Source organism: Streptomyces sp. CB01373, assembly GCF_002803075.1.
Classification (GTDB): domain Bacteria; phylum Actinomycetota; class Actinomycetes; order Streptomycetales; family Streptomycetaceae; genus Streptomyces.
The window spans coordinates 114,746-133,054 of record NZ_NNBK01000013.1 but is presented as its reverse complement, the minus strand read 5'-3'; the positions used below and the strand labels follow the sequence as shown (position 1 = coordinate 133,054).

12 protein-coding genes, 2 tRNA genes and 2 pseudogenes are annotated in these 18,309 nt (G+C 72.2%); 9 read left to right on the top strand and 7 right to left on the bottom strand.

Features of this window, described 5'->3' with window-relative positions:
* Nucleotides 1-17: 17 nt before the first annotated feature.
* Together CG719_RS22380 and CG719_RS22375 are read right to left on the bottom strand one after the other, a co-directional pair.
* Nucleotides 18-5,129, bottom strand: coding sequence for a hybrid sensor histidine kinase/response regulator (locus tag CG719_RS22380; protein WP_100570453.1), 5,112 nt, complete (start codon nt 5,127-5,129; stop codon nt 18-20).
* A 397-nt stretch (nt 5,130-5,526) separates the two neighbouring features.
* A complete protein-coding gene (locus CG719_RS22375) occupies nt 5,527-6,042 on the bottom strand; it encodes an SSI family serine proteinase inhibitor (RefSeq protein WP_100570452.1) in 516 nt (171 codons plus the stop codon).
* Between the two features lie 194 nt (nt 6,043-6,236).
* On the opposite strand from CG719_RS22375, the gene CG719_RS22370 reads away from it, so the two are divergent.
* Together CG719_RS22370 and CG719_RS22365 are read left to right on the top strand one after the other, a co-directional pair.
* Nucleotides 6,237-6,327, top strand: a tRNA-Ser gene (locus CG719_RS22370).
* Nucleotides 6,328-6,524: 197 nt separating this feature from the next.
* Nucleotides 6,525-6,597, top strand: a tRNA-Arg gene (locus tag CG719_RS22365).
* A gap of 80 nt (nt 6,598-6,677) precedes the next feature.
* Here the strand turns inward: CG719_RS22365 and CG719_RS22360 are convergent.
* The 3 genes and pseudogenes from CG719_RS22360 to CG719_RS22350 form a co-directional block, all read right to left on the bottom strand.
* The gene (locus CG719_RS22360; protein WP_100570451.1) at nt 6,678-7,958 is read right to left on the bottom strand and encodes a tyrosine-type recombinase/integrase; all 1,281 of its coding nucleotides are present in this window, start codon (nt 7,956-7,958) and stop codon (nt 6,678-6,680) included.
* 2 nt (nt 7,959-7,960) lie between these two features.
* A pseudogene (locus CG719_RS22355) lies at nt 7,961-8,155 on the bottom strand (helix-turn-helix domain-containing protein); the annotation flags it as partial.
* A gap of 51 nt (nt 8,156-8,206) precedes the next feature.
* Nucleotides 8,207-9,179, bottom strand: a pseudogene (locus CG719_RS22350) (DUF3631 domain-containing protein); the annotation flags it as partial.
* A 210-nt stretch (nt 9,180-9,389) separates the two neighbouring features.
* Here CG719_RS22350 and CG719_RS22345 point away from each other — a divergent pair.
* Nucleotides 9,390-10,916, top strand: coding sequence for an FAD-binding oxidoreductase (locus tag CG719_RS22345; RefSeq protein WP_100570450.1), 1,527 nt, complete (start codon nt 9,390-9,392; stop codon nt 10,914-10,916).
* A gap of 290 nt (nt 10,917-11,206) precedes the next feature.
* Here CG719_RS22345 and CG719_RS35480 read toward each other — a convergent pair whose 3' ends face one another.
* Entirely contained in the window at nt 11,207-11,347 is a 141-nt protein-coding gene (locus CG719_RS35480) for a hypothetical protein (RefSeq protein WP_159024938.1), read from the bottom strand.
* Between the two features lie 471 nt (nt 11,348-11,818).
* Here CG719_RS35480 and CG719_RS22340 point away from each other — a divergent pair, with 471 nt between their 5' ends.
* From CG719_RS22340 to CG719_RS22325, 4 genes are all read left to right on the top strand, one after another.
* Nucleotides 11,819-12,715 carry a DUF2797 domain-containing protein gene (locus CG719_RS22340; RefSeq protein WP_199836733.1) on the top strand — a complete coding sequence of 299 codons (897 nt, stop codon included), beginning with the start codon at nt 11,819-11,821 and terminating at the stop codon, nt 12,713-12,715.
* A gap of 177 nt (nt 12,716-12,892) precedes the next feature.
* Nucleotides 12,893-13,630 carry a response regulator transcription factor gene (locus CG719_RS22335; RefSeq protein ID WP_100570449.1) on the top strand — a complete coding sequence of 246 codons (738 nt, stop codon included), beginning with the start codon at nt 12,893-12,895 and terminating at the stop codon, nt 13,628-13,630.
* Nucleotides 13,631-13,741: 111 nt separating this feature from the next.
* Nucleotides 13,742-15,232 (top strand): MFS transporter, encoded by a 1,491-nt coding sequence (locus tag CG719_RS22330; RefSeq protein ID WP_100570448.1) that lies wholly within the window; start codon nt 13,742-13,744, stop codon nt 15,230-15,232.
* 178 nt (nt 15,233-15,410) lie between these two features.
* Nucleotides 15,411-16,175: a TetR/AcrR family transcriptional regulator gene (locus CG719_RS22325; protein ID WP_100570447.1), complete on the top strand. Its 765-nt coding sequence runs from the start codon at nt 15,411-15,413 to the stop codon at nt 16,173-16,175.
* Here the strand turns inward: CG719_RS22325 and CG719_RS22320 are convergent, their stop codons facing one another.
* Entirely contained in the window at nt 16,176-16,649 is a 474-nt protein-coding gene (locus CG719_RS22320; RefSeq protein WP_100570446.1) for a PPOX class F420-dependent oxidoreductase, read from the bottom strand.
* Nucleotides 16,650-16,828: 179 nt separating this feature from the next.
* On the opposite strand from CG719_RS22320, the gene CG719_RS22315 reads away from it, so the two are divergent.
* Together CG719_RS22315 and CG719_RS22310 are read left to right on the top strand one after the other, a co-directional pair.
* Nucleotides 16,829-17,551: a GAF and ANTAR domain-containing protein gene (locus CG719_RS22315; RefSeq protein ID WP_100570445.1), complete on the top strand. Its 723-nt coding sequence runs from the start codon at nt 16,829-16,831 to the stop codon at nt 17,549-17,551.
* Between the two features lie 43 nt (nt 17,552-17,594).
* The gene (locus CG719_RS22310) at nt 17,595-18,305 is read left to right on the top strand and encodes a GAF and ANTAR domain-containing protein (RefSeq protein ID WP_100570444.1); all 711 of its coding nucleotides are present in this window, start codon (nt 17,595-17,597) and stop codon (nt 18,303-18,305) included.
* Nucleotides 18,306-18,309: the final 4 nt, after the last annotated feature.

The window sequence follows — 18,309 nt, the reverse complement described above, 5'->3', positions numbered from 1 at the left end:
GTGGCCTGGCCGGTTGGTCAGTTGGTGCCGACGCGGGCCAGCAGATCGACGAGCCGGCTCTGCACCTCGTCGCTGGTGGACCGCTCCGCGAGGAACAGCACCGTCTCGCCCGAGGCCAGCCGCGGCAGGTCGGCCTGGTCGACGGAGGCGGTGTAGACGACCAGCGGGGTGCGGCTGAGCTGCCCGTTCGCCCGCAGCCAGTCCAGGATCCCGGCCCGGCGCCGGTGCACCTGCATCAGGTCCATCACGACGAGGTTCGGCCGGAACTGCCCGGCGAGCGTCACCGCGTCGTTGTCGCTCGCGGCCCGCGCCACCTGCATCCCGCGCCGCTCCAGCGTCGCCGTCAGCGCCAGCGCGATCTCCGCGTGCTCCTCGATCAGCAGCACCCGCGGCGGGTGCTGCTCGCTGTCGCGCGGCGCGAGCGCCTTCAGCAGTACGGCCGGGTCGGCGCCGTAGGCCGCCTCGCGCGTCGCCTGCCCGAGTCCGGCCGTGACCAGCACCGGGACCTCGGCGGCGACCGCCGCCTGCCGCAGCGACTGCAACGCCGTGCGCGTGATCGGCCCGGTCAGCGGGTCGACGAACAGGGCGGCGGGGAAGGCCGCGATCTGCGCGTCCACCTCCTCGCGGGAGTTCACGATGACCGGCCGGTAGCCGCGGTCGCTCAGCGCCTGCTGGGTGGTGACGTCGGGGGCCGGCCAGACCAGCAGCCGACGCGGGTTGTCCAGGGGCTCCGGGGGCAGTTCGTCGTCCATCGGCTGCGGCCGCGGGGTGTCCGCGACCTCCACCGCACCGCCGGGACCGTCCAGCGGCTCGGGACCCTCGGCGGCGTTCTCGTCCGGGGCCCCGATGGCGTACGACCGTCCGCCACCCTCGGTGCCGGGCGCCACGACGGGTCCTCCCAGGGAGGGCTGCGCGGGGGGCTGCTCGGCCGACGGGTGCGGGCGGGCCGTCTGTTCCGGCCGCTGTGCCTGCATCGGCGCCGGCGGCGTCTGGATCTGCTGGGGGGCGGCGGCCGGGTCGGGCCGGGTGCCCAGCTTGCGGCGGCGGCCGGAACCGCCGGACGTCTGCGGGGGCGGCGTGGCGGACGGCGGCTGGGGTGCCTGCGCCTGTGCCGCCTGCCGGACGAACGGCACGCCCTGTCCCAGGGTGCGCACGCTGATCGCCCGCCCCTGCGTCGAGTGGGGATCGACGGGCATGGCGGCCTCGGCGGGCAACGGCTGGGCCGCACGCGGGACCGCGGCGCCGGGGCCGGGCTGCTGCCCGGTGGGCTGGGCCTGTACGGCCGGCTGTCCCGCCGCCTGCTCGGGCGGGAGGGCGGTGCCGGCCGGGACGCCGGGAGCAGCAGGGGCTGCCTGCTGGGGAACGGCCTGCGCCGGGGGCATGGGGGCACCGATGGCGTTCGGCGGTACGGGGCCGCCGACCGCGCCGGGCACCGGCTGAGCGGCGGGGACCGGCTGAGCCGGGACGCCCTGCGCGGGAACGGGCTGTCCGGGAAGCGGCCCGGCGGGGGGCTGCGGGGCCGGGGCCTGGGCGCCGGGGCTCTGCACGCGCGCGAGTGCGGGAGGCTGCGGGGGGAGCGGCTGACCGGCGATGCCGAGCGCGGGAGCGGGCGCCGTGCCCGCGGCCCCGTGCTCCGGCGACGGCACCTGTCCGGGCAGGACCGCCTGCCCGGACGGATGCGGCGCGGGCAGCGCCTGCCCGGGAACCTGCGGCGCCGCACCCGGCTGTCCGGGCACCGCCGGCGGCATGGCGGGGTGGCCGGGCAGCCCCTGGGGCGTGACCGGCTGACCGGGAACCATCTGCGGTGCGGCGAGCTGCCCAGGCACGCCCTGTGGCATGACGGGTTGGCCGGGCAGGCCTTGAAGCGCGGCGGGTTGGCCGGGCTGGCCTTGTGGCGTGACGGGCTGACCGGGGGGCACTTGTGCGGCGGGAGGCTGTCCCGGGACCGCCTGCGGGGCGGGGTGCCCCGGCACCGCCTGCGGCTCGGCTGTCTGAGCAGGCAGGCCCTGCGGTGCTGCGGGCTGAGCGGGAACGGCTTGCGGCGCTGCGGGCTGGCCAGGAACCCCTTGCGGCGCTGCGAGTTGCCCAGGCGCACCCTGCGGCATGACGGGCTGACCGGGCAGGCCTTGAAGCGCGGCGGGTTGGCCGGGCAGGGCTTGCGGCGTGACGGGCTGACCGGGAGTCACCTGTTGCGGTACGGGCTGTCCGGGCGCCCCCTGCGGCGCGGCGGACTGAGCAGGAACACCTTGCGGTACTGCGGGCTGGCCGGGGAGCCCCTGCGGTGCCGCGGGCTGTCCGGGCACACCCTGGGGAGCGACCGGCTGACCGGGAGCCACCTGTTGCGGGGTGGGCTGTACCGGCACCCCCTGAGGCACGCCCTGAGGCACGGCAGGCTGACCCGCACTCACCTGCGGAACGGCCTGCGCGAGCGCCTGGACGCCCCCCGCCGCACCCTGCGCGGGCGCGCCCGGCAAGGGCACGGGAACGGCACCGGCAGGCGCACCGGGAACACCGGGAACACCGGGAACACCGGGGGCACCGGCTGCACCAGCGGCCCCTTGCACACCCTGCACACCCGGCGCATCTTGCGCGGGAGTCGCGCCGGTTGCCGCGCCGTCCTGCGGCTGGGCCACCGCCCGCCGCCGGCGTCCCGTCGGCGCGCTCGTGGGATGCGGCTGCGGCGGCGTGTGGTCGTCGGCCTGATCGTGGGACACGGCGTCGTGCTGTCCGTCGCTTCCCAGGGGAACGACGGCAACGGCACCCTGCGCCGCCTCCGGGCCTCCGCCGGGCCGGTCCGCCTCCGCGGGCGGCAGGGCGAACACCGGACGCGGGGCCGCCTCCTGTGCGGCGGCACGCTCGGTGGTAGCGGCCAGGGCGCGCCGACGGCGCCCGCTCGGCTGCTGGGCAGCCGCCGCGCTCTCGCCGCCCGTCGCCTCGGTCTGCGCGACCTCTGCCTGTGCTGCCTCGGGCTGGGCAGCACCCGCTGCGGGCAGCGCCGCCGGCAGTGCCTGGGGCTGCCTCGTCTCCCGCCGCTCGGCGGACGCGGGCACGCCCTGCGGCGGCACCGTACCGCCGAGTCCCGTACCCGAGGCCGCCGTTCCCGCCGCGTGCTCGCCCGCCATGACCACGGCACCCTCGGACACGCCCGCCGCGTCGTCGGCGGACTGTCCGCGCCGCCGTCCCGTACCGCCGGAGCCGTCCGCGCCCTGGTCCGGAACCTGCCCGGCCTCCTGGGACGGCTCGGCCGCCCGCCGCCTGCGCCGACCGGTCGGAGCCGCCGGTGCCCCGGTCGCCTCCGCGTCGCCGTCGCTCTCGAGGAACGCGTCCGTCGAGGACCGCCGGGCCCTCCGCCGCCCGCCGTTCGCAGGCTGCTCGGGCACAGCGGGTTCCGCGGGGGCGGGCTCCGCCGGAGCCGGGGCCGGCTCCAGGGCCTGGACAGGCGCCGGGGCCGGGGCCGCGACGACGCCGGCACCGCCGCCGAGCGGCACCTCCAGGACGTACGCGCTGCCGCTCATGCCCGGTACTTCGTGGGTCTGGAGGACACCGCCGTGCGCCCGGACGATCCCGCGCACGATCGGCTCGTGCACCGGGTCTCCCCCGGCGTACGGCCCGCGCACCTCGATCCGGACGACCTCACCGCGCTGCGCCGCCGCCACCACGACGGTGTTGTCCATGTAACCGCCCGCCGAGACGGGCGAGTTCCCGGTCGCGTCCACGCCGGCGACGTCCGCGACGAGGTGCGCGAGCGCGGTGGCCAGACGCCGCGGGTCGACCTCGGCCTCGATGGGCGGCGCGTGCACGGCGAACTGCACCCGCCCGGGGCCGATCAGCTCGACGGCGCCGTCGACACCGGCGGCGACGACCGCGTCCAGCATCACGTTCGTCCGGATGATCTCCTCGCTGCCGGCGTCGAGACGCTGGTAGCCGAGGACGTTGTCGATCAGCGTCGTGATCCGGGCGTACCCGGCCGACAGGTGATGCAGCACCTGGTTGGCCTCGGGCCACAGCTGCCCGGCGTCGTCGGCGGCGAGGGCGGCCAGCTCGCGGCGCAGCTCGTCCAGGGGGCCGCGCAGGGAGCCGCCGAGCAGGGTCAGCAGCTGCTCGTGCCGGCCGGCCAGCGCCTCGTAGCGGTCCTTCTCCCGCTCGCCGAGGGCGGCGTAGCGCTCCTCGTTCGCGGCGAGTTGCTCCGCGTGCCGCTCGGTGAGCTCCTCGATCTCGGTGACGTGCTGCTGGCGCAGGGCGGTGAGCTCGGAGGCGTGGTCCTCGGCGAGCTGATCGAGCCGCTCCTCGTGGCGCTGCTCGTCGGCGGCCTTCTCGTCGGCGAGCGCGTCGTAGGGGCGCCGGTCGGTGAAGGTCATCACGGCGCCGACGAGCTGGTCGCCGTCGCGTACCGGCGCGGTGGTCAGATCGACCGAGACCTTGTCGCCGGACTTGGACCACAGCACCTGCCCGCGCACCCGGTGCTTGCGCCCGGAGCGCAGGGTGTCGGCGAGCGGGGACTCCCCGTACGAGAAGGGGGAGCCGTCGGCGCGGGAGTGCAGGACGAGGGTGTGCAGCTCGCGGCCGCCGAGTTCACCGGCCCGGTAGCCGAGTATCTGGGCGGCGGCGGGGTTGACGAGCACGATCCGCCCGTCGGTGTCGGTGCCCACGACGCCCTCGGCGGCGGCCCGCAGGATCATCTCGGTCTGCCGCTGCGAACGGGCCAGTTCGGCCTCGGTGTCGACGGTGCCGGACAGATCGCGGACGACCAGCATCAGCAGTTCGTCGCCGCTGTAGCCGTGGCCGTCGTAGGCCTGCTGGCTGTTCTCCAGATTCGCGCTCGTGACCTCGACCGGGAACTCCGAGCCGTCGGTGCGCCGCGCCGTCATCCGGGTCGGCTTGGTCCGCCCGCGCGGGTCGATGTGGTCGGGCCGCCGCATGGAGCCGGGGATCAGCTTGGAGTCGAACTCCGGCAGCAGATCGAGCAGTCCCCGCCCGACGAGGGCCGTTCCCGGCGTCTCGAAGGCCTCCAGCGCGATGGTGTTGGCGTTGACGACGGTGCCGTTGGCGTTGACCAGCACCAGCGCATCGGGCAGCGCGTCGAGTATGGCAGCGAGGCGAGCAGCGCCTCGGGATGGCCTGCTGCTCACGAGACGCTTCCTCCCTGTCACCGCACCTTGCCGACCGCGGGGGCCATCTTGCCAACCGGCCCGCAGCGTGTCACGCGAGGGAGTCTATGCGCAGAGGTTGCTGCCGCGATGCCGGATGAGAGGGAGGTCGCACGCGGAGTTGACGTCGAACCTGTGACCGGACGATTTGGCTTCGCACGACCTTCGCGAGACCTTTACGCACTCCCTGCCCACGACACCCGCGGTGGACGCCTACGCACCAGTACACGCGCCCACGCGCCGGCCCCAGGCCGCCGCGCCGGTACGAGACTCCGCGCCCGTCCCCGTCCACCGGCCGGTACGGGGCGCCCCACCCGTTCCTGGCGGTCCCCGCCCGCGCGCCGATAGCGGGACTCCGCGCCCGTCCCCTCTTACTGGCCTACAGGCCGGCGCGGGACACCGTGGTCGGCCTCGGGGCGCTGAGGTCGGGCAGCAGTGGCACGAGCCGGTTCCAGCGGTCGATCCGGCAGCCGTCGCCGCGGTCGTAGGTCGCGTCGACGCGGCGTCCGGCCCACGTCCCGGTGATGTGGGCGGTGGCCGGCCCGCCGTACTGCATGGTGCACACGCTGCCGTCGGGCACCGGCGCGAAGGGCTCCTGCCCCCAGCGCGTGTTGCGGTCGAGCACGTCGCAGGCCCGCCGGGCCTCCGGGTGACTGCCCCCGGCCGGGTGGCAGAACAGCCTGTACGTCCCGTCGCGGCGCACGCCCGCGTGCCGCACGGTGACGGTGAGGTGGTCGCCTGCCCGGTCCTCGGCCCGGACGGGCGGCGGCGCCGCGGCGGAGGCGGCGGGCACGGCCGATACCGAGGCGAGCCCGGCCAGTACGGCGGAGGCGCCGAGGGCCAGCGTCCGCGCGAGCGCGGAACGCCGCACGGGGAAAGATCGGGTCTGAGTCATGCCCGGACTAACGCCTCGTGCCCCGGGACGTTGCGCCCCGTCCGGCACCCCGGCCACCGGCCGGCCCACGCCGGCAGAACGGCTTTGCCCTGGGCCCCACCGGCCTAGTACCGTAGGGGGCGATTGGTGACACCCCACTCGGCTGTGTCATCATCTGCACGCACCACTCGCGCGCTCGCGTGAGCGGTAGTGCTGGAGGCGTCGCCTAGTCCGGTCTATGGCGCCGCACTGCTAATGCGGTTTGGGCCTTAAAGCCCATCGAGGGTTCAAATCCCTCCGCCTCCGCGCATGATCACCGAAGCCCCGGTCTCTCCCGACCGGGGCTTCGGCGTTACCGGCTCCGGCTCGCTTTCAACCTTGTTTCCGCAGGTCACAAGGGGTGGGGGGAATGGATTTCACATGGCGGCGGCAGTCATGTAATGTTCTTCCTGTCGCCGCGAGGGGCCCGGAAGGGACCGAAGCGAAGACGAAAAACAGAACAAGCACTCGTAGCTTAACGGATAGAGCATCTGACTACGGATCAGAAGGTTGCAGGTTCGAATCCTGCCGAGTGCACACAGGTCAAAGGCCCCTCAGGATCATCCTGAGGGGCCTTTGACATCAATGGCTGACATCAACGCAGCCCGAAGTGACGATTACTCCTCGGCGTGCGGCTCCTGATCGCCGTCTGATTCCTCCGCCGGCTCGTCCAGGCCCAGTGCGTCGTCCATCCGGGCGGCGGCCCGGAGCGTCGTGCTCATCACGTGCGCGTAGGTGTCCAGCGTCATCGTGATCGTGCTGTGCCCGAGCGTTTCCATGATCGTGCGAGCGTCCACGCCCTGGGCGAGCAGCAGCGACGCGCACGTGTGTCGGAGGTCGTGCACCCGCACCCGTCGTACGCCGGCGTCCCGGCACAGGATGGTGAGCATCCGGTTCGGGCCGCGAGGGTCCGTTACGCGACCGGTCGGCGTGGTGAAGATCAGCCCATCCGGCTGCCCCGGTACGGGCTGCCACTTTTTCCCCGCGACCTTGCGTTCCCGTTCCTGCTGGAGTCGGTGCTGTGTGAGTGCCCGCATGCAGTGCTTCGGGAGGGACACCGTACGAATGGAGCGCATCGTCTTCGGACTGCCGAAGATCAGCTCACGCCGGATGCGCTGTACGTTCCGGCGGACGCGGAGCTGTCCGTTCGTGAGGTCGACGTCCGCCCAGGTGAGGGCGAGTGCCTCACCCCGCCGCAGACCCGCGGACACGAGCAACAGCCACAGGGCGTAGAGGCGGTGGGAGCGGGCGGTCTTGAGCATGATGCGAGCCTCTGCGGCGTCCAGCGGACGCACCTCCTTGCGGGTGACGGTGGGGGTCTCCACAATCCGCGCGACGTTCCGTGCGATCAGCTCTTCCCGAATCGCCTGTTGCAGCGAAGACCGGAGGACGGCATGGATGTACTGGACGGTCCGGGCGGACGGGCGACGCTTACGGCAACGGCCCACGGCGCAGCACGAGCGCATGCCCTCCGGACGCTCCGCGTCCGCACCCCGCAGGCAGCACAGGCAGGAGTTCTTGAACTCCGAGAGGAACCGGCGCACGTCCGCCGGCGACAACCGGTTCAGTCGCTTCTTGCCGAGAGCGGGTCGGATGTACAGGCGGGTCAGACCCTCGTAACTGTTCAGCGTTGACGGCTTGAGCCGCTGGGGTGCGATGGTGGCGAGCCAGTAGGTGAGGTAGTCACCTAACGCCATGGTGGACTCGGCGGCCGGAATGCCCTGACGGGTCTTCTCCTGCAACTCCGTCAGCTTCTCGGCCACTTCCGCGCGGGTCTTGCCGTAGACGAACTTCCGGGTGCGAGTCCCATCAGGGCGGTAGACGTAGGCAGCGGCCTGGTAACGGCCGTCCGCACGCTTGGTGATCGTTCCCTCGCCGTTGGCGCGACGCTTGGCCATTGAGCGGCTTCCTCCATCCGGTCATGCATGTACTGGCGAACTGCGTCGACCGGGACGCGGCGGGCCCGGCCCGACGTGTAGCTGTGGAGCTGTTTGGTGCGAATGAGGTCGTAGACCTTGCTGCGGCTCAAGCGCAGGGCGGTCATCACCTCGGGGACAGTGAGGGCTTCGGGTGCTGCGGGCACGGCGGTGCGCACGACGAACCACCTGGGATGCGGGGGCGTCCTCGGCCCCCGCGTCAGCGCTGGTCAGACGGCGTTTTCGGTGCCGGGTGGCGGACGTGGCGGACTTTCCGGGGGTGGGGGGCAGTAGCGGGCCCACGCGTCCCACAGATCGGCGCGTGGTAGCCCTTGAGGACGCTCCCGGCGGTCTTGATGTTGCGGGAGGCGATGGGCTCGTTGTCCGCCGTCATGTATTCCGCGAGCATCCGGGACAGGCGCCGGTTGTCGAGCGGCTTGCCGTGCAGGTCGGCCCACGGGCGTCGTCCAGGGCGTTGAGCCGGTCCAGGATCGCGACGGTGGGCAGACGGTCGATGCCGGTCAGGACGTGGTCGCGCAGGTCGGTGAGCAGCCGGACGTCGATGCTGCCCTTGTCGTTGGCGCGGGAGGCGGTCACGAGGGTCACGCACGCGGCGCGGGCCCGCTCGGGCCAGTGGCCGCCGATGGCGTCGGCGATGGCGAGCAGCGGTTCCCACACGTCGGCCGGCCGGTCGGTGACGCCGTCGGGCATCTCCGGCCAGGCGCCCATGACGAAGCCGCGGGCGTGTTCGGCCCATGCGGCAAGCCGGTCGCGGAGCTTGTGGCCCTCGGCCTCGTGGACGCGGGCCCGGAAGGGCTCCACCCTTTCGTTCCGTGCGCGCCGCCGCATGCGGATGATGACGGAGCGGCTGAGGATTGTGTCCGGGAGCGAGCCGAGTCCGGCGACCGCGACGGCGCAGTAGGAGGGGAACGCCTGCACGGTCTGCTGTCCGCCGTCGCCGATACACCGGTAGGTGACGCCGGTACGCCGGTGTCCGGCGTTCAGGAAGCCGCGCAGCTCCTCGTTGTCCCCGGCCTTGGGGCCGAAGTCGGTGTCGATCTCGTCGAAAAGGATCGTCGGCCTGCCGTTCCCGCTGGACACGCTGCGGAACAGGGCTGCGGCGGACGCGTTTACGGCCGTCATGGGCTGCGGCACGAGCGTTTCCACGATCTCCAGCGCCCGCGTCTTCCCGGACCCGGGCTCGAACGCGGTGCATCCCAAACCGGTTATGACGGGATCCCGCTGAGTTACTCCTTCAGGCTGTCGTCATCGTCCTCAATTGGCGTGTCGGGAAACACCGCATGGTCGCCCCGTTACCGTGCGGGGGTCGACCACAAAGGACTGCCCGGCGGTTGGCGGGTAAGGGCTCCCTCAGCCGCGTACCGGCGTAGCCCGATCGAGAGGATCTGGACCTTGAGCGATTTTTCCCGCCGCTACCTGCTCAGGGCGTCAGCGGCCGCCGGCGCCGGGGCGATCGTCGTCCCGGGCCTTACGGCCGCAGGCGCGCCGGACATTGCGGCCGCGAGTACCTCGGGCCTTCTGGCCGCGAGCGACCCGGCTAAAGGGTCGTCAGGATGTCCGCCGGCGAAGCTGACCGGTCGCGTCGTCCGCCCCGGTGACGCCTCGTACACGGATGATCGCATCGACTACGACCAGCTGTTCTCTCACTACCCGCTGGTCATCGTCTTCGCCCAGAAGACCCAGGACGTGGTGAACGCCCTCACCTGGGCGCGGCAGCACAACGTCGCACTGCGGGTACGCAGCGGCCGCCACGCCCTGGAGGGCTGGTCGAACATCGACAACGGCATCGTGATCGACGTCAGCCAGCTCAAGTCGGTCCACATCGACACCGACGCTCGTATCGCGACGGTCGGCGCCGGCCTGACCCAGTTGGAAGCGGTGACGACGCTCGCCAAGAAGGACCTCGCGGTCACGACCGGAAGCGAGGGCAGCGTCGGCTTGGTCGGTGCGACGGTCGGCGGCGGCCTTGGCCCCCTCAACCGCTGGCTCGGCATGGCCTGCGACAGCCTGATCGGGACCGAGGTCGTCGTCCCGTCGGGTCGCGACTGCGCCAAGGTGATCCATGCCGACCTGAAGGACCACTCAGACCTGCTCTGGGCGCTCCGTGGGGCGGGAAACGGCAACTTCGGAATCGTCACGCAACTCACCTACAAGGTGCACCCGCTCAAGCGCATCGCCTATGTGCAGGCGACCTGGGACGGCCTTACGGACCTGCATGGGATCTTCGATGCATGGCAGCGTACGGTACCGTTCGCCGACAACCGCCTCGGATCCGAAGTCGAGATCCACAAGTCCCAGATCCTGCTGTTCGCGTGGCTCGCGGAGGGCACGGCGGCAGAGGCCCGAAAGATGCTGGCCCCGATCCTGTCGATCGGCACGCCCGATGTGAAGGTGCAGGTCGGCAACTGGGGCCCCATCTTTGCCGGAGCCCAGGTCCCGCGCTCGCAGGAGCCCGCCAACGTGAAGTTCTTCTCACAGTTCGCCAAGAAGCTGTTCCCGAAGAAGGCGATCGACGTCATCGGCTATTACATGCGAAACGCTCCCACGGAGGACAGCAACTACTTCGTCGATGCCTTCGGCGGGGCGATCAAGAAGGAGCCCCGCGGCGGCACCGCGTTCGTGCACCGCGACGCGATCTTCTACGGCGAGATCGGCGCAGCCTGGGGGACTCCTTCAACGACACCAGGCGTCTGCGACCCGCTCACCTCGACGTGCCAGGCCTGGACCGCCGAATTCAGCCAGGCGATGCGCACCTTCGTGGACGGCGCCTACGTCAACGTGCCGAACGTCGGCATGCAGGAGTGGGAGACCGCCTACTGGGGGAGACGCCACTTCGAGCGGCTGCGCGAGATCAAGGCGAAGTACGACCCCTACAACGTCTTCCAGTACGAGCAGAGCATCCCGCCCGCGTCACGCTGATCGACAGTTCGCCGTCGGGGCCCCGCCCCGGTCAGGCTCGGCCTTTCACGCAGAAGGGCCCGGCGCGGTCGAAGGGGTGTCGTTAGCCTGAAGCAAGGTGCGACGTTGGTGCATTGGATGGCTTCTGCGACTTGATCGACTGCGACCAGCACGCGCCTACGGATCAGAAGGTTGCAGGTTCGAATCCTGCCGAGTGCGCAGCACACCAGAAACCCTGTGGAGTGATCCACAGGGTTTCTGGCGTTTGTCCTGACGGCGGTGGCCGACGGCGACCGTGTCCGGGGGTGGGCTCACTTCCTGGGCGTTGCCCGGCCGAGGAGCCACAGGGCAGTGATCAACGCGATCGGATAGGCGGCCGCCGACCACGGCTGCGGCACCCAGTGCTGCGCTCCCACCACCGAAGCGGCGAGGGCGAGCCAGCTGAAGAACAACCACGGCCGTTTGACCACTCCGCCGCAGACCGCCTGCCATCGGCTCCCGAAGCTCTGCCTGCCCGCAGACTCACCAGGCCGCGCTGATCCCATAGCCGGAGCCTAACCACTCGCAGCGAACCAGGAGTCCCTCGCGGAACGGCGTGACTGTCCGTGACGCCTTCGCCCTGGGAAGAACGCGCCGCGCTGCCCGACCACGCAGCGCAGCCGTGGAAGCGACACCGCCCCGCAGACCGAATACCGTCCGAATGCCAGCGCCACTACCTCAACGGCTGGCGCCTGGGACCGAGGTACCCCCCGGAGCGGGCCCTCGGCCGGATGCTGAGGGGCTATCAGCGCACCGACCACACCTCGGCGTACTGGTTCCTCGGGTGCTACTGGCAGACGGATCCCAGGACGGGAAGTCGGGTTGGTGGTATCCCGCGCTCGCGGTCGGGGTGTTGTCAGTGGGGCCCCGTACTCTCGCAAGGGATGACGCGGGTGTGGAAGTGCTCGGGGATGCGGTGGTCCGCGGACGGTCCTGTGCTGGTGTGGGACGGCGGGCGGCCGAGTGCGCTGCCGTGGGGCAAGCGGGTGGCCTTCGAGGTCGCGGAAGGGGGAGTGCGTACATGCGTGGGAGCGCGGGGGCACGCGTGTCCGCTCCGGGCGGCGGTGCCGGGGCGGAGCGCGGGGGCGCGGTGCGAGGAATGTGCCCGGCTGGACCGGGCGCACTCCGTGGCCGCGGACACGTTCGCGGACGACCCGCGGCCCTACCACGTATATCTGGCGTGGTTCGGGCCCGGCATGGTCAAGGCCGGGATCACGGCTGTCGAGCGGGGCTCGGCGCGGCTGCTTGAGCAGGGGGCCGTCTGCTTCAGCTGGCTGGGCGCGGGTCCGCTCATGGCGGCGCGGCGAACCGAGGAGCTGCTGCGCGCCGCGCTCGGGGTCCCGGACCGGATTCCGTACGCCGAGAAGCGGGCCGTACGGTCAGCGCTGCCGGTGACCGAGACCGAGCGGGCCGCCGAGATCGAAGAGCTGCACGCGCGGGCCACCGCGCTCGGCGGCTGGCCGGAGTCGCTGGAGCGGGAGCCCTTCCGGCCCGTCGACCACGCCGGGATCTTCGGGCTGACCGGTCTGCCGGCCGCCGTGGGCGCGGTGACCGAACTCGTCGCGGGCGGGGTGGTGAGCGGCGAGCTGATCGCGGCCGCCGGGCCCGATCTGCACCTTGCCGCCGGTGGCGGGGTCGTCGTGCTCGACACCCGGCTGATGGCCGGCTGGGAGCTGCGGCCCGCCCACGGTGTGGGATTCACCATGCCGGTACGGGAGTTGCGGAATCCGGTGGGCATGGAGGGCGGGGGGCAGAACGGGCTGCAGGACGGCTTGTTCTGAAGCCCGCGGGACGGAAGTGCCCTGCCACGAGGAAGACTTCCGGACCGCCGGGGCATCAGGGGCCGCCGCGGCCGGGACACGTGGCTCCCAGGCTCCTGAGAGCCGCCTGTGGGTTTCTCAGAAAAATCACAGACAGGTGAAAGTCTGCTCTCAGAGGCTCCCTGAAAGGTGTCCCCCATGACCACGACCTCGCCCCAGGGGCACACCGAACTGCTGAGGCCGGACGGGAGCCCCGTCCGGGTGCTTGTGGTGGACGACGAGGAGTCGATCACCGATCTGCTGTCCATGGCCCTGCGCTACGAGGGCTGGCAGATCCGCAGCGCGCGGGACGGGCAGGGCGCCGTCCGGACCGGGCGCGAGTTCAGGCCCGACGCCGTCGTCCTGTCCATGACGCTGCCCGACATGGACGGCCTCACCGTCCTGGGCCGGCTGCGCGGCGAACTGCCCGGGGTGCCCGTCCTCTTCCTGACCGCCAAGGACGCCGCGGAGGACCGCGTCGCCGGGCTGACCGCGGGCGGGGACGACTGTGTCACCAAGCCGTTCGGCGTGGAGGAGGTCGTGGCGCGGCTGCGCGGGCTGATCCGGCGCTCGGATGCCGCCGACCGGCGCTCCGCTTCCGTGCTCGTGGTCGGCGACCTCAGCCTGGACGAGGACAGCCACGAGGTGTCGCGGGGCGGGGAGGACATCCACCTCACCGCCACCGAGTTCGAGCTGCTGCGCTTCCTGATGCGCAACCCGCGGCGCGTGCTCAGCAAGGCTCAGATCCTGGACCGCGTCTGGTCCTACGACTTCGGCGGGCAGGCCAACGTCGTCGAGCTGTACATCTCCTACCTGCGGCGCAAGATCGACGCCGGCCGGGAACCGATGATCCACACCCGGCGGGGGGCCGGTTACCTGATCAAGCCCGCCGCGTGAGGGGGCGCCCCGCGCCGCGTCGTTGAGGTCCGTCCGTCGCCGCGCTGAGGTCCGTCCGCCGCCACCCAAGCCGCCGGTACGCCGTACAGACGGCCCTATACGGTGTATAGCATGTCGACGACCTCGCCGGAGCAGACCTCCTCCCCGGCCGCCCAGGGCCACCCCCAGCGCTGGCTGATCCTCGGCGTCATCTGCCTCGCCCAGCTCACCGTGCTGCTGGACAACACCGTCCTGAACGTCGCGATCCCGTCCCTCACCCGTGAGCTGCGCGCGGCCACCTCCGACATCCAGTGGATGATCAACGCGTACTCGCTCGTGCAGTCCGGGCTGCTGCTGACCGCGGGCAGCGCCGCCGACCGGTACGGCCGCAAGAAGATGCTGGTGGCGGGGCTGGTCCTGTTCGGCATCGGTTCGCTGGCCGCCGCGTTCGCCGACTCCACCGGGCAGTTGATCGCCGCCCGCGCCGGCATGGGCGTCGGCGGCGCGCTGCTGCTGACCACCACGCTGGCCGTGGCGATGCAGATCTTCGCCCCGGCCGAGCACCCCAAGGCCATCGGCATCTGGAGCGCGGTCAACGCCCTCGGCTTCGCGATCGGCCCGCTGATCGGCGGCTTCATGCTGGACCACTTCTGGTGGGGCGCGATCTTCCTGATCAACCTGCCGGTCGCCCTGCTGGGCCTGGTCGCGGTCCTCGTCCTTGTGCCGGAGTCCAGGAACCCCCGAGGCGACCGGCCCGACCTGCTCGGCGCGTTGCTGTCCACGATCGGCATGACCTCGCTGGTCTACGCGATCATCTCGGGCCCCGCGCACGGCTGGACGTCGACGCGGGTGCTGGTCACGGCGGCCGTGGCGATGGCGGTCCTGGCCCTCTTCGCGCTCTACGAGAGCCGGATCCCGTATCCCATGCTCGACATGCACTTCTTCCGCGACCGCCGCTTCACGGGCGCGGTCGCCGGGGCGGTGCTGATCACCTTCGGCATGGGCGGCGCGCTGTTCCTGCTCACCCAGCACCTTCAGTTCGTCCTCGGCTACGGCCCCCTGGAGGCCGGACTGCGCACCGCGCCGCTGGCCCTGGCGGTGGTGGCGCTGAACTTCACCGGACTCGCGGCCCGGTGGACGACGCGGCTGGGCACCCCGGCGGCGGTCGGTCTCGGCATGGTGCTGATGTCCGGCGGGCTGGTGTCGATCGCCACGCTCGCCTCCGGCGGATACGCAGGCACCCTGCTGGGACTGCTGCTCATCGGCGCGGGCTGCGCGATCGCCAACCCGGCCATGGCCCACGCCATCATGAGTGCGATCCCGCCGGCCAAGGCGGGCGTCGGGGCGGGCATCAACGGCACCCTGGCGGAGTTCGGCAACGGGCTCGGGGTGGCCGTCCTCGGAGCGGTGCTCAACTCCCGGTTCGCGGCGGTGTCCCTGCCGGTGGCCCTGGCCGCCGCCGGGTCGGCCGCGGAGCGGAAGCGGGTGACCGACGCGTTCTCCGCCGGGCTCGGGACCAGCCAGCTCGTCGGAGCGGTGGCCGTGCTGCTCGGCGGCCTGCTGGCCGCCGCGTTGCTCCGCCGCGCCGAGCGGGCAGACTCGGGATTGGTGGTGGCCCACTAGTCAGGGTCTTTCGTTTGGATCAGGCCGGATCAGGCCGGATCAGGGCGCGGTGCCAGGGCCCGCGAGCCCGGCGTGATCCAAACGAGCGGCCCTGGGGCCTCTCTCGTGCGGCACCGCCCCGCGCGCCCCGCGGGCGCGTCGGTACGGCCGGCGGTTCAGGAGTCGAGGAAGGTGCGCCATGGTGAAGGCAGCCCAGGGGGCCAAGGGCGCGGCGCGGACCAGCGTCTGGCTGGAGGGCAAGGCGCCCCGCGGTGGGCGCGGCGGGCAGCCGTCCGGTCTCGACCGGGAGCGGATCACCGAGGCCACGGTGCGGCTGCTGGACGCTGAGGGGCTGGCGAAGTTCTCGATGCGCCGGCTCGCCGCCGAGCTGAACGTGACGGCGATGTCCGTGTACTGGTACGTCGACACCAAGGACGACCTGCTCGAACTCGCCCTCGACGCCGCCTTCGGCGAGCTGCGGCTGCCCGAGCCGGACGAGGAGGCGGACTGGCGCGAGCAGTTGCGCCGGCTCGCCGCCGAGTACCGGGCGCTGCTTGTGCGCCACCCCTGGCTGTCGCCGCTCGCCGGGACGTTCCTCAACATCGGCCCGAACTCGCTCGCCTTCTCGGGCACGGTGCAGCGGATCATCCGCCGTACCGGGCTGCCCGAGCAGCGGCTGACCGGGGCGATCTCCGCCGTCCTCCAGTTCGTGTACGGCTACGGCACGATCGAGGGCCACTTCGTGGCCCGCTGCGCCGAGGCGGGCATGCCCCCGGACGACTACTTCCGGCACGCGATGAGCGCGGCGACCCGCGCCCCGGACGCCGCGGAGGTGCTCCGGGAGTCGGCGATCCTCATGGCGGCCCGCGGCGGCGACACGGTCGCGGAGATGCTGGACCGCGACTTCGCCTTCGCCCTGGACCTGCTGGTCGCCGGCATCGAGGCGATGGTCGCCCGCGGCTGACTAGGCGTCGCCCGGCGCGAGCCGGGCCGGGAACCCGCCCGTCGCCACAGGGCCCCAGCGCCGTGGAGTGATCCGGATGATCGACTTGTCCTGCCGGACCATCGCCTCCCGGTACTCGTCCCAGTCCGGGTGCTCGCCCGCGATGTTGCGGTAGTACTCCACCAGGGGTTCCACGGAGTCCGGCGCGTCGATCACCTCGGCCGTTCCGTCGATCTGCACCCACGGTCCGTTCCACTCGTCGCTCAGCACGACGATGCCGACCCGTTCGTCCCGCTTGGCGTTGCGGGTCTTGGCCCGCTTCGGATAGGTGGAGACCACGATCCGCCCCGAGTCGTCGACTCCGCAGGTCAGCGGTGAGGCCTGCGGGCTGCCGTCGGAGCGCCGGGTCAGCAGCAGGGCGCGGTGGCGGGGTCGTACGAAGTCCAGCAGCTCATCCAGCGAGACGCGGGTGTTGGTCGCGATGTCCGGTGCCATGCCCGCAGCCTAGGCGCTGCCCTGCGCCGACGGCGGCTGCGACGCCGGTTCGCGGGGCGGAGGCCGACCGTCAACCAGGCGGAACCTGCTGGGTGGGACGAGATAAAGTTCTGTTCGTCCTGTGCTCGCAGTCGGGAATGTGCTGCGGAGCTCTCCTGCGCATGGCCGTTTGGCCGTGCATGCCGAAGAGGTTCGTGGTGCCTGCGTCCGACTTTTCTGAATTGCCCCGTTTTCCGGGGGATCTTGAGCTGGCCGAAGCCCTGACGACGGCGGCTCAGCAACTCCACGACACCGCCACCCCGCACAGCACCATGCGAGCCGCCGTACGGCTCGCCGTGGGCCTGCTGCCGGGCGCCGAGCACGCGGGCATCTCGGTGCTGGAGCGCGGCAGCGGCCGCAGTGCGGTCGCCTGGACCGACGAGGTCGTGCGCACCGCCGAGGCGTCCGGTGACGGGGGCGGCCCGGAGCCGTACTGGGACCACCTGTGGCATGCGCCTGTCGTACAGCTGGCGGACAGTGAGACGGAGGACGGCGGCGCGTCGCTGGCCGGTCTGGGCCTGCGCTCCGCGCTCGCGCTGCGGCTGCGCGCCGACAAGCGGCGGCTGACCGTGCTCACCGTCTACGCCCGCAAGCCGGGCGTCTTCGACGACGCCGCGACGCGCGTCGGACGGCTGTTCACCGCGCACGTCAGCCTCGCCCTGGACTCGGTGACCGTGCGCGAGCAGCTCACCGAGGCGATGCGCACCAGGGACCTGATCGGCCAGGCCACCGGGATCCTCATGGAGCGGCTGAACATCGACGCGGCGGAGGCCTTCGACAGCCTGGTGCGCGCCTCGCAGCGGGAGAACGTCAAGCTGCGCGACCTCGCCCGCCGGATCGTCGATGCGAACAACGCCACATGAACGACCATGAGTTGATCGGCGACAGGGGGACACACGCAACCCCATGAGCCCCGAGACGACCCCTGACCCGCTGGAGCGGGCGATCGTACGCAGCGGCGGTCTCGACACGCTGCTGCGTGATCTGACCGACCGTGCGGTCGAGGACGTGCCCGGCGCCGCCGCGTGCAGCATCACCGTCCGCCGCGACGACCGGCTGCTGACCCTGGCGGGCAGCGGCGGCCTGCCAGGCGGCCTCGACCTGCGCCAGTACGAGAACAGTGACGGCCCGTGCGTCACCGCCGCCGAGACCGCGGTCGAGCAGTACGCGCCCGACCTGGCCGCCGAGACCCGCTGGCCCGCGTACACGCCGTACGCGCTGTCCGTCGGGGTGCGGTGCGTACTGGCGCTCCCGCTCGTCGTGACCGGTGAGACGGGCGCCGCGATCAACTTCTACGGCGCCGAGCCCGGCGCGCTCCGGGCGGGCCGGCACAAGGCCCGTGCCTTCGCCGCCCGCGCCGCGGACGCCGTCGACCTCGCCCTGCGCCTCGAACGCGACCGGGCCGCCGTGCCCGACGTGCGCACGGCGCTGCTGTCCCGCAGCGTCATCGACCAGGCGATCGGCGTTCTGATGGCCCGGGAACGGGTCGACGCGGGCAGGGCCCTGGAGCGGCTGCGCCGTATCTCCCAGCACCGCAACACCAAGCTCCGCGACCTGGCCGCCGACCTGGTCTCCCGCGTCACGGACCCGGGCCGCCCCCCGTCGGGCGGCCGGTAGGGCG